Annotated in this window: 11 protein-coding genes; 6 read left to right on the top strand and 5 right to left on the bottom strand. The window is 69.9% G+C overall.

Annotated features, from left to right (window positions below):
• Window positions 1–72: 72 nt before the first annotated feature.
• Window positions 73–1,152 carry a tRNA (adenosine(37)-N6)-threonylcarbamoyltransferase complex transferase subunit TsaD gene (gene tsaD, locus NKJ47_RS03190; RefSeq protein WP_254460101.1) on the bottom strand — a complete coding sequence of 360 codons (1,080 nt, stop codon included), beginning with the start codon at window positions 1,150–1,152 and terminating at the stop codon, window positions 73–75.
• Between the two features lie 121 nt (window positions 1,153–1,273).
• Between tsaD and rpsU the strand changes: the two genes are divergently transcribed.
• The 4 genes from rpsU to dnaG all read left to right on the top strand — a co-directional run bounded on the left by rpsU (window position 1,274) and on the right by dnaG (window position 5,050).
• On the top strand, window positions 1,274–1,489 hold the full coding sequence (gene rpsU / locus NKJ47_RS03185) for a 30S ribosomal protein S21 (RefSeq protein ID WP_003465342.1): 216 nt from the start codon (window positions 1,274–1,276) through the stop codon (window positions 1,487–1,489).
• Window positions 1,490–1,736: 247 nt separating this feature from the next.
• Complete coding sequence (locus NKJ47_RS03180) at window positions 1,737–2,183, top strand: GatB/YqeY domain-containing protein (RefSeq protein WP_254460100.1); 447 nt, start codon at window positions 1,737–1,739, stop codon at window positions 2,181–2,183.
• 138 nt (window positions 2,184–2,321) lie between these two features.
• Window positions 2,322–3,236 carry a YihY/virulence factor BrkB family protein gene (locus NKJ47_RS03175; RefSeq protein WP_254460099.1) on the top strand — a complete coding sequence of 305 codons (915 nt, stop codon included), beginning with the start codon at window positions 2,322–2,324 and terminating at the stop codon, window positions 3,234–3,236.
• 71 nt (window positions 3,237–3,307) lie between these two features.
• A complete protein-coding gene (gene dnaG / locus NKJ47_RS03170) occupies window positions 3,308–5,050 on the top strand; it encodes a DNA primase (RefSeq protein WP_254460098.1) in 1,743 nt (580 codons plus the stop codon).
• Window positions 5,051–5,069: 19 nt separating this feature from the next.
• On the opposite strand, the gene NKJ47_RS03165 is transcribed toward dnaG, so the two are convergent.
• On the bottom strand, window positions 5,070–6,044 hold the full coding sequence (locus NKJ47_RS03165) for a DUF6602 domain-containing protein (protein WP_254460097.1): 975 nt from the start codon (window positions 6,042–6,044) through the stop codon (window positions 5,070–5,072).
• An 80-nt stretch (window positions 6,045–6,124) separates the two neighbouring features.
• On the opposite strand from NKJ47_RS03165, the gene NKJ47_RS03160 reads away from it, so the two are divergent.
• Entirely contained in the window at window positions 6,125–7,111 is a 987-nt protein-coding gene (locus tag NKJ47_RS03160; RefSeq protein WP_254460096.1) for a bile acid:sodium symporter family protein, read from the top strand.
• Window positions 7,112–7,313: 202 nt separating this feature from the next.
• Window positions 7,314–8,900: a thioredoxin family protein gene (locus tag NKJ47_RS03155; protein WP_254460095.1), complete on the top strand. Its 1,587-nt coding sequence runs from the start codon at window positions 7,314–7,316 to the stop codon at window positions 8,898–8,900.
• Window positions 8,901–9,096: 196 nt separating this feature from the next.
• Here NKJ47_RS03155 and NKJ47_RS03150 read toward each other — a convergent pair whose 3' ends face one another.
• The 3 genes from NKJ47_RS03150 to NKJ47_RS03140 all read right to left on the bottom strand — a co-directional run bounded on the left by NKJ47_RS03150 (window position 9,097) and on the right by NKJ47_RS03140 (window position 12,973).
• Entirely contained in the window at window positions 9,097–10,833 is a 1,737-nt protein-coding gene (locus NKJ47_RS03150) for a methyl-accepting chemotaxis protein (protein WP_254460094.1), read from the bottom strand.
• 86 nt (window positions 10,834–10,919) lie between these two features.
• On the bottom strand, window positions 10,920–11,813 hold the full coding sequence (gene cyoE / locus NKJ47_RS03145) for a heme o synthase (RefSeq protein ID WP_242161167.1): 894 nt from the start codon (window positions 11,811–11,813) through the stop codon (window positions 10,920–10,922).
• Window positions 11,810–12,973, bottom strand: a complete 1,164-nt coding sequence (locus NKJ47_RS03140; protein ID WP_254460093.1) for a COX15/CtaA family protein — start codon at window positions 12,971–12,973, stop codon at window positions 11,810–11,812. Before NKJ47_RS03140 ends, cyoE begins: the two co-directional genes overlap by 4 nt.
• Between the last annotated feature and the right edge of the window lie 6 nt (window positions 12,974–12,979).

Genomic DNA, 12,979 nt, shown 5'->3' with positions numbered 1-12,979 from the left:
GGGCAGGGAATGGGGAATAGGGAGTGGGGAATGGTAAGAGCAAAGGCAAAAACCGCGCGTGAGCCGCTTTTACTATTCCCGATTCTCCATTCCCGATTCCCGAGTTGCCGCCAACGGCGGCAACGTCGCCATGTCCCAGCGCGGCGTCACCTGCACCGCAGACGCGGCGTCGTGCAGGCCGGCCTGCAGGCGCAGGGCGCCGGCGAAGGCGATCATCGCGCCGTTGTCGGTGCACAGCGCCGGGCGCGGGAAGCAGGCGCGGCCGCCGCGCGCCTGCGCCATCGCCTGCAGCTTGGCGCGCAAGCGCAGATTGGCGCCGACGCCGCCGGCGACCACGATGGTGTCGCTGCCGGCCGCCTCCAGCGCGCGTTCGCACTTGATCGCCAGCGTGTCCACCACCGCATCCTCGAAGCCGCGGGCGATGTCCGCGCGCACCGCCTCGGACTGGTCGCTGTCGCGCCAGGCCAGCAGCACCTGGGTCTTGAGCCCGGAGAAGCTGAAGTCCAGGCCGGGCCGGTCGGTCATCGGCCGGGCGAAGCGGAACCGCCCCGGGGTGCCCTGGGTGGCCAGCGCCGCCAGTTGCGGACCGCCCGGATACGGCAGCCCCATCAGCTTGGCGGTCTTGTCGAAGGCCTCGCCGGCGGCGTCGTCCAGGGTCTCGCCAAGCAGGCGGTAGCGGCCGATGGCCTCCACCGCGATCAGCTGGGTATGGCCGCCGGAGACCAGCAACGCCACGAACGGCGGCGCCGGCACCCCGTGCACCGGGTCCGGATCCTCCATCAGCGGCGCCAGCAGGTGGCCTTCCATGTGGTGCACGCCGATCGCCGGCACCTCCAGCGCCCAGGCCAGGGCGCGGGCCACGCCGGCGCCGACCAGCAGCGCGCCGACCAGACCCGGGCCGGCGGTGTAGGCCACCCCGTCCAGATCGCGCACCCGCAGGCCGGCCTCGGCCAGGGTCTGGCGGATCAGCGGCAGCAGCTTGCGCACGTGGTCGCGGCTGGCCAGCTCCGGCACCACCCCGCCGTACTCGGCGTGCAGGGCGATCTGGCTGTACAGCGCATGTGCGCGCAGCGCGGCCGCCCCGGAGCGCGTGGTGTCGTAGACGGCGACGCCGGTTTCGTCGCAACTGGATTCGATGCCGAGAACGTTCATGGGTGCATTGTGCGGCCGAATCGGCGGCAGGCCAAACGCGGCGCTTGCAGCCGCGAAATCTGTCGCTATAATGTGCGGCTCGCCGGGCCTGACCCGGTCACCATTGTGTCCCGGAGATTCCATGCCCAGCGTTAAAGTCCGCGAGAACGAGCCCTTCGAGTTTGCGCTCCGTCGCTTCAAGCGCACCTGCGAAAAGGCCGGCGTGCTGGCCGAAACCCGCAAGCGCGAGTTCTACGAAAAGCCGACCCAGGAACGCAAGCGCAAGGCCGCTGCCGCGGTGAAGCGCCAGCTGCGTCGCACCTCGCGCGACGTCACCAAGCGCCAGCGTCTGTACTGAGGATCGCGGCCTGCGGTAGCGGAGTGTGCCGGTTTCGGCATCCGCTACGGTAAGCCCAGGGAGCCGGCACGCGCAAGCGTCGCCGGCTTTTTGCGTGTCCGGCCGCTTGGGCCAGGCACGTCGTTCGCGCGACCTCGGTCCCGTCTCTTTCCCCTCGGCAGCCCCGTGCCGCCTCGGCCCCAGGCCCGCGCAGGCGCGGTTGCCTAGAATGCCGATCCCCTTCCTTATCTTCCCAGTGGAGCCCCTCATGACCCTCAAGCAGCAGCTCACCGACGACATGAAGGCCGCGATGAAGTCCGGCGACAAGCACAGCCTGGGCGTGATCCGGCTGATCAACGCCGCGATCAAGCAGAAGGAAGTGGACGAGCGCGTGGAGATGGACGACGCCGCGGTGATCGCGGTGATGGACAAGATGGTCAAGCAGCGCAAGGACTCGGTCAGCCAGTACGAGGCCGCCGGCCGCGACGATCTGGCCCAGGTGGAGCGCGAGGAGATCGTGGTGATCGAGCGCTACCTGCCGAGCAAGATGGGCGAGGCCGAGATCGTCGCCGCGATCCAGGCGGCGATCGCGCAGACCGGCGCCAGCGGCCCGGCCGACATGGGCAAGCTGATGGGCGTGCTCAAGCCGATGCTGGCCGGCAAGGCCGACATGGGCCAGGTCTCGGTGCTGGTCAAGCAGCAGCTGGCCGGCTGAGCGCAGCGGCGGAGCCGGCGGCGGGCTTCACCCGCCTTTCGGCGCCGGGCTGCTACAACCCCCGGCAAGCCCGCGCCCCCTTCAAGCGCGCAGTGCGGGACCGGCGTTGCGACGCCGCGCGCCGAAGGTCCCGCGCCCATGTCCCTGCCCCTGTCGTCCGACCGCCTGCACAAACATCTCGACCGCCTGCAGCAGAGCCTGCCGGCCGCACTGGTGCGGCGCTTCGTCGAGATCGACGTGATGACCCAGGCGGCCTCGCTGTCGTTCTACGCCCTGCTGTCGCTGGCGCCGCTGCTGGTGCTGCTGCTGTGGCTGACCGCCTCGCTGTACCCGCAGGCGCAGGAGACGCTGATCGCGCAGATCGGGCAACTGGCCGGGCACGGCGCCCGCGAGGTCGCGCAGACCGTGATCGACAACGCCAAGAACCAGCCCAACATCGGCTCGCTGGCCGGGCTGTGGAGCACCCTGTTGCTGTTCGTCGGCGCCACCGCGGTGTTCGCGCAGTTGCAGAACGCGCTGAACCTGATCTTCCGCACCGACAAGCAGCACCTCGACGGCATCCTGGCGTGGCTGAAGAAACGCGTGTTCTCCTTCGGCGTGGTGTTCGCGCTGGGCTTCCTGCTGCTGATCTCGATGATCCTGACCACGGTGCTGCAGGTGGTGTTCGCGCGGATGCCCTCGCTGCTGCCGGCGGTCGGCTACGTCTCGACCCTGGCGATCTACGTGCTGGCCTTCGCCGTGCTCTACCACTACCTGCCCGACCGCCGCGTGGAATGGCGGCAGGCGGTCATCGGCGGCGCCATCACCGCCTGCCTGTTCGTGGCCGGGCGCTACGCGATCGGCCTGTACATCGCCACCGCCGCCCCGGGCAGCGCCTACGGCTCGATGGGCGCGCTGGTGATCCTGCTGGTATGGATCTACTACGCCACCGTGGTGTTCTTCGTCGGCGCGCTGATCACCGCGGTGATCGACGAGCGCCTGCACGCGCGGCGCACCCTGGACGCTGCAGGCATCGACGCCCGCAGCGCCGCGCCCGCGCCGCCGGCGCCCTGATCGCACCGCGCTGAACCGCGGACGCGGCGCCCGGCCAGCGTGGCGGCGCACGCGCGTGGCATCCTATACGGATGGCCCGCATCCCCGACGCATTCATCGACGACCTGCTCGCCCGCACCGACATCGTCGAGGTGATCGGCACGCGCGTGCCGCTGAAGCGCCAGGGCAAGGAATACGCGGCGCGCTGCCCGTTCCACGACGAGCGCTCGGCCTCGTTCACGGTGTCCCCGACCAAGCAGTTCTACCACTGCTTCGGCTGCGGCGCGCACGGCACCGCGATCAGCTTCCTGATGAACTACGACCGCCTCGAGTTCCTCGACGCGGTCGACGAACTGGCCAAGCGCGCCGGCATGGAAGTGCCGCGCGACGCCCAGCAGCGCGGCGCCGCGCAGGCCGCCGGCGACGACCACCGCGACCTGTACTCGGCGCTGGACGCGGCCGCCAAGTTCTTCCAGCGCCAGCTCGACGGCAGCGACAAGGCCCGCGCCTACCTGGACGGGCGCGGCGTGGACGCGGAGAACCGCGCGCGTTTCCAGATCGGCTATGCGCCGGACGGCTACGGCGCGCTCAAGGATGCACTGGGCACCGACGAGCGCCGGCTCAAGCTGCTGGACCGCGCCGGGCTGTTCTCCAAGAACGACCGCGGCCACGTCTACGACAAGTTCCGCGACCGGGTGATGTTCCCGATCTTCGACCGCCGCGGCCGGGTCATCGCCTTCGGCGGCCGCGTGCTCGACAAGGACGACGGCCCCAAATATCTGAACTCGCCGGAGACCGCGCTGTTCCACAAGGGCCGCGAACTGTACGGCCTGTGGCAGGTGCGCCAGGCCAACCAGAAGATCGAGCGGCTGATCGTGGTCGAGGGCTACATGGACGTGGTCTCGCTGTTCCAGTTCGGCGTCACCCAGGCGGTGGCGACGCTGGGCACCGCGACCACGCCGGACCACGCCGAATTGCTGTTCCGCAATGCGCCGGACGTGTTCTTCTGCTTCGACGGCGACGCCGCCGGCCGTCGCGCCGGCTGGAAGGCGCTGGAATCGGTGCTGCCGCGGATGAAGGACGGGCGCCAGGCGTTCTTCCTGTTCCTGCCCGACGGCGAGGACCCGGACACCATCGTGCGCAAGGAAGGCGCCGCGGCCTTCGACGCGCGGCTGGTCCAGGCCACGCCGCTGTCGCAGTTCTTCTTCGACGAACTCTCGCGCGAGATCAACCTGGGCACGCTCGACGGCAAGGCGCGCCTGGCCGAGCGCGCGCGGCCGATGCTGGCGCAGATTCCCGACGGCGCCTTCGGCGACCTGATGCGCCAGCGCCTGGCCGAACTCACCGGCATCGGCGCCGCCGCACCAGCCGCGTCCGCGGCGGCGGCGAATCGGCCACCGCCGCGGATGCCGCGCCCGGCGCACAAGCGCAGCCTGGTGCGCGAGGCGATCGTGCGCCTGCTGCAGGCACCGTCGCTGGCGCTGGACCTGCCGCCGCCCTACCCGTTCGCCGGCCTGCGCCTGCCCGGCATCGAGTTGATGATCGAGCTGCTGCAGATCGTGCATGCGCGCCCGGAAATCACCACCGGCGCGCTGCTCGAACACTTCCACGAACGCGAGGAACTGGCCGCCCTGCAGAAGCTGGCGGTGCAGGAGATCGCCGGCGAAACCGCCAGCTGGCGCCAGGAGCTGCACGACGTGGTCGTGCAGTTGGAAAGGCAGACGCTGCAGCAGCGCCTCGAAGAACTGACCGCCAAGCAGCGCGCGCATGGGTTGGACGAGACCGACAAGTACGAGCAGCGCGAACTGCTCAAGGTGCTGGCGTCGTTGCGCTGAGTCCGGCCCCGCGTGACCGCTAGCTCAATGGCATGTACCGAAACCTGGGAAACAGGTGGTCCTGCAAGTGCGCAGGAGAAAAGAATTCGTAGATCCATGTCCGCGATGCCGCCAGCGCACATTCGGTGGCGAACATAAGGATGTGCAGCGCGTCGTCGCTGGCCGGAAGCCAGCGCCATCCGCAGTCCACGCCCTCCCGGCACGGGAACGGATAGGGCAGCTTGCGCGGCTCACCATCGTCGCCGGGACCGGAGGTGTAGTACGAAAGCAGGCCGTCCTGCAGGCTCAGCAACAGATTGTGGCGCAGGTAGGAATCGGGCGAGCAGGGATAGAGCTTGGCAAGCGCCTTGTGAAAGCCGGGACTGTTCGGATCTTCGCCGCTGGGCCACTCGATCTTCTCGCAGACCAGAAACGTCATCAGATTCTGTTGCTCGATCCGCTGCGGTTGGAACAGACATAGCCGATGCATATCCAACTGGTCCCGCGTCGCGCTCTCCTGCCCGATCTGGCCCCACAAGCTGAACACCGCATCGGTCGGCGCCACCGGCAGGCTGGGCGGGCAATGCGCCGCCCGCAAGCGTTTGGTCTCGGCGAGTTTATGCAAGGCTTCGCAAAGCGCGGAGAAGGTCAATGTCGACTTCACTTCGCCGACTGCCGCGCAGGTTTCCGTCGGGAAGAACACCCGTCCGCCCGCCACATCGAGGCTGGGCGTGGCATCGCGATCGTAGAGGACGACATCGCACTGCGTACTGCTGGGTTGCTGCGCCGTACTCAGGAAGCCGCTGCCGATGGCCAGGCGCGCCGGCAGATGCGATACCAGCAGCGTGCGCAGCAGTTGTTCGCGGTAGACGCCAAACTCCCCGGAATGGAGAAGACCATTGCGCTTCTCCTGGTCGCGAAAAATATGCCGACTCATCGCCAGATAGTCGTCGCGAAACTTCCTTGCGGTGTTCAAGGCCAGCGCCTGCATGGCGAGAGAAGCATTCGTCTCCATCGAACAACCTGCCGGCGCCAGTGTGTATGTGTGTGAGAATATCTGCTTGACTTACAGCCTTTTCCCCCCGTCATCACATCATGAAACATCTTCTCGCGCGCCTGCGCATCGAACCGTTCACCCTGGCGCTGCTGTGCACGGTGCTGCTGGCCTCGCTGCTGCCGGTGCAGGGGCGCGCGGCATCGGTGATGGACGTGGTCACCGATCTGGCGATCGCCGCGCTGTTCTTCCTGCACGGCGCGCGGCTGTCGCGCGAGGCCATCGTCGCCGGTGCACTGCACTGGCGCCTGCACCTGACCATCCTCGCCTCCACCTTCATCCTGTTCCCGCTGCTGGGCCTGCTGTTCAAGCCGCTGTCGCACTGGCTGCTGACCCCGGACCTGTACATCGGCGTGCTGTTCCTGTGCACGCTGCCATCCACCGTGCAGTCGTCGATCGCCTTCACCTCGATGGCCGGCGGCAACGTGCCGGCGGCGGTGTGCAGCGCCTCGCTGTCGAGCCTGCTCGGCGTGTTTCTGACCCCACTGCTGATGGGCCTGCTGGCCGGCGCGCAGAGCGCCATGGCCAATCCGCTGGAGGCGATGGGCAAGATCATGCTGCAACTGCTGGTGCCGTTCGTCGCCGGCCACCTGCTGCAGCGCTGGATCGGCGGTTGGGTCGAGCGTCGCCGTGCGGTGCTGCGCTACACCGACCAGAGCACCATCCTGCTGGTGGTGTACACCGCATTCAGTGCGGCGGTGGTCGAAGGGCTGTGGCGCAAGACGCCGCTGCCGGCGCTGCTCGGCGTCGCCGTGGTCGGCGCGGTGCTGCTGGCGCTGGCGATGACGCTGATCACCTTCGGCGCGCGGCGCCTGGGCTTTTCCCGCGAGGACGAGATCCCGATCGTGTTCTGCGGCTCCAAGAAGAGCCTTGCCACCGGCGTGCCGATGGCCAAGGTGCTGTTCGCCAGCGGCAGCCTCGGCGCCATCGTGTTGCCGGTGATGATCTACCACCAGATCCAGCTGATCGTCTGCGCCGTGATCGCCCAACGCTACGCGCGCGCTGCGAAGGCGGAAGCGAAGCGCTAGCGGCCGAACGGCAGGGGGCGGTGGAACCGGCCCGCAGGCATCCCGCGCCGGCATGGCCCCGAACGCGCCGGTCTGCGCCGCGTGGCGCAGGTCGGGGCGGCATATGCAGATGCGCAACCGGCATGTACGGCCACGACGACGGCTGGGTACAGTAGGCGGCCGGCACGGCCGGCGCCACGCCTCCTCCCCATCCGGTGCCCCCATGAGCCGCATGTCCCGCCGTTCCGCGACGATCTCCGCCAGCCTGGCCACCCTGCTGGCGCTGAGCGCCTGCCAGAAACCGCCCGCGCCCGCCGCGCCCAAGCCCGCCGCGGCGGCACCTGCCGCCGACAGCGCCGGCATCGCCTGGCGCGAGGGCGACGTCGACGACGCCTTCGCCGAAGCGCGCGAACACAACAAGCCGGTGCTGCTGTACTGGGGCGCGGCCTGGTGCCCGCCGTGCAACCGGCTCAAGGCCACCCTGTTCAAGGACCCGGCCTTCATCGCCCGCACCCGCGCCTTCGTCGCGGTGCACCTGGATGGCGATTCGGAAGGCGCGCAGGCCTGGGGCGAACGCTTCGGCATCAAGGGCTACCCGACCATCATCGTGCTGCGCCCGGACCGCAGCGAGATCACCCGCCTGGCCGGCGACAGCGATACCGCGCGCCTGGCCGAGGCGCTGCGCGTGGCCGCGACCCGCACCACCACCTCGGCGCAGTTGCTGCAGCAGGCGCTCAAGGCGCCGGCCACGCTCGGCGCCGACGACTGGACCCTGCTCGGCGAGTACGGCTGGGACGTGGATGCGGCCCAGTTGATCAAGCCGGGGCAGGCGGCCGACGTGCTCGCGCGGCTGGCCGCGGCCGCGCCACAGCCGGCATTGCAGCGCCGTTTCGCGCTGCTGGCGCTGGCCGAGCAGGATCCAGCCCAGGCCACCGCCACGGACGCCAAGCACCGCGCCGGCGAGCGCGACCTGCTGCAGGCAGTGCTCGCCGATCCGGCCGAGGTGCGCGCCAACCGCAGCACGCTGACCTATACGGCGCGCGAACTGGTGCGGGCCGCGGCCGCCGACGCCGCCGAGCGCACCACGCTGTCGAACGCGCTGACCCATGCACTGGATCAGGTCTATGCCGACAGCAGCCTGCCGATCAGCGATCGCCTCGAGACCGTTGAGGCGGACATCGCACTGGCGCGGTTGGCCCAAGGCCAGCCGGCCAAGGCCGGCGACGGACCGCAGCCACCGCTGCCGCCGGCGGTGGTCGCCAAGGTGCGGCAGCGCGTGCAGTGGGCCGAGCAGGCCGCCAAGACCGACTACGAGCGCCAGTCCACGATCAGCTCCGCCGCCAGCCTGCTCGACGAAGCCGGCGACAGTGCCGGCGCCGAACAATTGCTGCTGGCCGAACTGCAGCGCAGCAAGACGCCGTACTACTACATGCCGGAACTGGCCGGCCTGGCGCAGGCGCGCGGCGACAAGCAGACCGCGCTGTACTGGCTGAAGAAGGCCTACGAGAGCGCCGAAGGCCCCGCCACCCGGGTGCAGTGGGGCGTGATCTACGTCAATGGCCTGGTCCAGCTGCAGCCGGACAATGCCGCCGCGATCGAGGCCGCCGCCAGCCAGGTCATCGGCGAACTGGCCGGGCAGCCCGACGGCTACCACCAGCGCACCCGGCAACGCTTCGACACCCTGGCCAAGACCCTGCAGGACTGGAGCAAGGCCCATGACGGCAGCGCGGTGCTCGCGCGGCTGCAGCAAAAGATGCAGCAAAGCTGCGGCAGCCAGGCGCGCGACAGCTGCCAGCACTGGCTGGGCTGAGGCCGCCAGGGAGGCGCGACCGCGACGACAGCGCCAGGCATCATCGGCATTCGCCGACCGCAGCACCAAGGCGCCGCCAGCCACGACGCCAGCCGCGACGCCGGCATCGGCTCGCCGAGGTCGCCGCGGCGCGGTTGTCCCGCGCCGTCTTACGCCACCGGCGCGCAAGACGCGCCGGTGCCTCGAGCGCTCCCGATCAGGCCGCCACGCGGACCGGCGCCGCCGGCTGGCCGGCGCCCTGGCTGCCGGGGCGGCGGCCGCTGCCGGTATGCGCGTTCAGGCCCTGCGCCTGTCCTTCCAGCGCGCGCGCGGCCTCGGCCATTTTTTCGACCAGCGCCGCGTTCTGCTGCGTGGCCGTGTCCATCTGCACCACGATCTGATTGACCTGGCCGATGCCGGCGCTCTGCTCGCGGCTGGCGCCGGCGATGTCGGTCATGATCCGCTGCACTTCGCGCACCGAGCCGAGCAGTTCTTCCATGGTGGCGCCGGCGCGCGCGACCAGCGCCGAGCCGCGATCGACCTGCTCGCTGGACCCGGCGATCAGGCCGCGCACTTCCTTGGCCGCGTCGGCGCAGCGCTGGGCCAGGCTGCGCACTTCGGTGGCGACCACGGCGAAGCCGCGGCCCTGCTCGCCGGCACGCGCGGCTTCCACCGCCGCGTTGAGGGCCAGGATGTTGGTCTGGAAGGCGATGCCGTCGATGACGCTGATGATGTCGGCGATCTTGCGCGACGCGCTCTCGATGCCGGCCATGGTCTGGACCACGTCGCGCACCACCTCGCCGCCGCGCTGGGCGACGTCGCTGGCGCCGTCCACCAGCCGGTTGGCGTGGCCGACGTGCTCGACGTTGCGCTGCACGGTGCCGGTGATCTCCTCCATCGAGCTGGCCGCCTCTTCCAGGGCCGCCGCCTGCTGCTCGGTGCGCCGGGCCAGGTCGCTGTTGTCGTCGACCATTTCCGCCGCCGCGGTCTGCAGGGTGTGCGCGGCTTCGCCGAGCTGGCGCGCGGCGTGGATGTCCAGCAAGGCGCCGACCGCGCGCAGCGGGGTGCCATCGGCGGCGCGCTTGGTCAGGCCGCGTGCGCGGAACCAGCGGTACTCGCCATTCTTCAGCCGCAAGCGGTACTCGACGTCGAAGCCGGTGCGGCCGGTGCGGTCGTTGAGGTGCGCGGCGAACGCGTTGAGCGCGACCTGCGCGTCCTCCGGATGCAGGCGCGAGGACCAGCTGTCGAGCACGTTGGGGAACTCGGCCTCCGAGGCGAACCCCAGCAGCGAGCGGAACTGCGGCGACCACCAGAACTCGTTGGACGGATTGATCGGATCGCCGGCGATCACGCTCATGTCCCACAGGCCGTCGTTTAGCATGTCCGCGCCCAGTTCGAAGCGGGTCAGGACCACGTCCAGGAACGCCTCGCGCTCGCGCCGCTCGGTGATATCGGTGAGCGCGCCGGCCACGCGCAGCGGCGTGCCCTGGGGATCGCGCTGGGTGGTGCCGAGCGCGCGGAACCAGCGGTACTGGCCGTTCTTCAGCTGCAGCCGATACTCCACGTCGTACGGGGTCTGGCCGCTGCGGTCGGCCAGGTGCGCGGCGAACGCGTCCAGCGTGGCCTGCTTGTCCTCCGGGTGCAGCCGCGAGGCCCAGCTATCGAGCACGTTGGGGAAGTCCAGCTCGGAGGAGAAGCCCAGCATCGCGCGGAACTGCGAGGACCACCAGAATTCGTTGGACGGATTGATCGGATCGCCGGCGATCACGCTCATCTCCCACAGGCCGTCGGTGGTCGCGGAGGTGACCAAGTCGAAACGGCCGCGCAGATAGTCCAGATCGGCGCGGGCGCTGTCGGCCTGTGCACGGGCGCGGTCACGTTCGGCCTCGGCCTCGCGCAGGCGCTCCAGGGTTGCCTGCAGCTTCATCGCGTCTTGCTTGCTCTTGCCCCACATACCTGCCTCCCGCGGCTTTGCCGATTTTGGTCGTTCGCTCGATAGCGACCGCGACTGGCAACACTTGGGCGGGGAACCTGAACGACTCAGGCGATCCAGTGGTCGACCAGCAGGAAGGCGAACAGCGCCATCAGGTACACGATGGAATAGCCGAACATGCGCATCGAGAACATCTCGTCCGGCGGGTCGAGCATGCGCCAGGCGTACCAGAGGAACACCGCGTCCAGCACCAGGGTGCCGCCGAGGTAGAACACTCCGCTCATGCCCACCGCCACCGGCAGCAGCGTCACCACCACCAGCAGCACCGTGTACACCAGGATCTGCCGGCGGGTGTGCGCCACGCCGTGGGTGACCGGCAGCATCGGGATCGAGGCCTTGGCGTAGTCGGCGCGGCGGAAGATCGCCAGCGCCCAGAAGTGCGGCGGCGTCCACACGAAGATGATCAGCACCAGCAACGAGGCGTAGGCCCAGTCCCACTGGCCCTGCATGCCGGTGATCGCGGCCCAGCCCAGCAGCGGCGGCGCCGCCCCGGCCAGGCCGCCGATGACGATGTTCTGCGGCGTGGTGCGCTTGAGGAACACCGTATAGATCACCGCATAGCCGATCAGCGAGGCGAAGGTCAGCACCGCGGTGATCCAGTTGACCCACACCACCAGCACGGTCATCGACAGCGCGGTCAGCAAGGCCGCGAACAGCAGCACCTGCCACGGCAGCACCTTGCCCACCACCAGCGGGCGCCAGGAGGTGCGCGCCATCTGCGCGTCGATGCGCGCGTCCAGCAGTTGGTTGATCGCCGCCGCCGCCGAGGCCGCCAGCCAGATGCCGAAGAAGCCGAGCAGACCGGTGCGCACCTGCGCCCAGGTCGGCAACCCCGGGATCGCCAGGCACATCCCGACCAGGGCGGTGAACACGATCAGCGCCACCACCTTGGGCTTGGTCAGGTCCCAGTAGTCGCGCCAATGGACGCCGCGCGCGCTCATTGCGGCGCCCGCAAGCGCGCCAGCAGCGACACCAGCACGAACAGCAGCGCCACCGCGCCGGCGTTGTGCAGCACCGCCACCGGCAAGGGCAGCGCCAGCTTGACGTTGAGGATGCCCAGGCACACCTGCGCGACCAGCAGCAGCGCCAGCGCGGCCGCCCAGCCGCGCATGCCCGGCGTGCGGCTCAGGCGCCAGCTCAGCCACAACAGGTAGGCCGCCACCACCAGCGCCATCATCCGGTGCGCCATCTGGATGGCGATGCGCGCCGCGCCGTCGAGCACGCCGCCTTCGTAGTCCACGCCGATGCCGCGCCACAGGGTGAAGCCCTCGCGGAAATCGTGCGGCGGCCACCACTGGCTGACGCAGCGCGGGAAGTTGTCGGCCGACCAGCTGCCGCCGCCGCAGGCCAGCGCCGCGTAGTTGGCGCTGACCCAGCCGCCCAGCGCGATCTGCAGCACCAGCACCGCCACGCCCAGGCGCAGCAGCCACTTCAGGCGCGGCGCATCGGCCAGGGTGATCGGCAGGTGGGTGGCGCGCCAGGCCATCCACACCAGCAGCGAGAACATCAGCAGGCCGCCCAGCAGGTGCCCCATCACCACGATCGGCTTGAGCAGCAGGGTCACCGTCCACATGCCCAGCAAGGCCTGGAAGATCACCACCGACAGGGTCAGCACCGCCGCCCGGGCCAGGTCGTCGTTGGACCAGCGCAGCGCCGCCAGCAGCAGGATCGCCTCGCCGCCGACCGCCACCAGCATCGCCAGCCCCGGCCAGCCGGACATGTACAGCGGGATCGACAGCGCCACCAGCACCGCCGCCGTCACGATCTGGGCGATGCCGAGCCGGCGCCGGCGCGCCGCCAGCAGCGACAGCACCAGCACCTCCACGCCCAGCGCGCCGGCCAGGAAGCGGTGGATCTGCTCGCGCCAGGCCTTGTGCGTCTCCAGCGGCCGGATCTTGCTGGCGGCATGGGTGTCGGCTTCGGCGCTGGTCTGCGGCCAGGTGATGCGCCCGTAGCAGGTCGGCCAGTCCGGGCAGCTCATGCCCGCATCGGACAGGCGCACGAACGAACCGAACATGATGGTGCTGGCGGTGAACAGCGCCGCCAGCCAGGCCATGCGGTGGAAATGCCGGAACAGCGCCGGGCGCGCGAACAAGGTCATAGGGAG

It is taken from the genome of Xanthomonas sacchari (genome assembly GCF_024266585.1).
Classification (GTDB): Bacteria; Pseudomonadota; Gammaproteobacteria; order Xanthomonadales; family Xanthomonadaceae; genus Xanthomonas_A; species Xanthomonas_A sacchari_C.
Note: the sequence above shows the minus strand (reverse complement) of the source record. Positions and strands in the feature narration are given on the sequence as shown.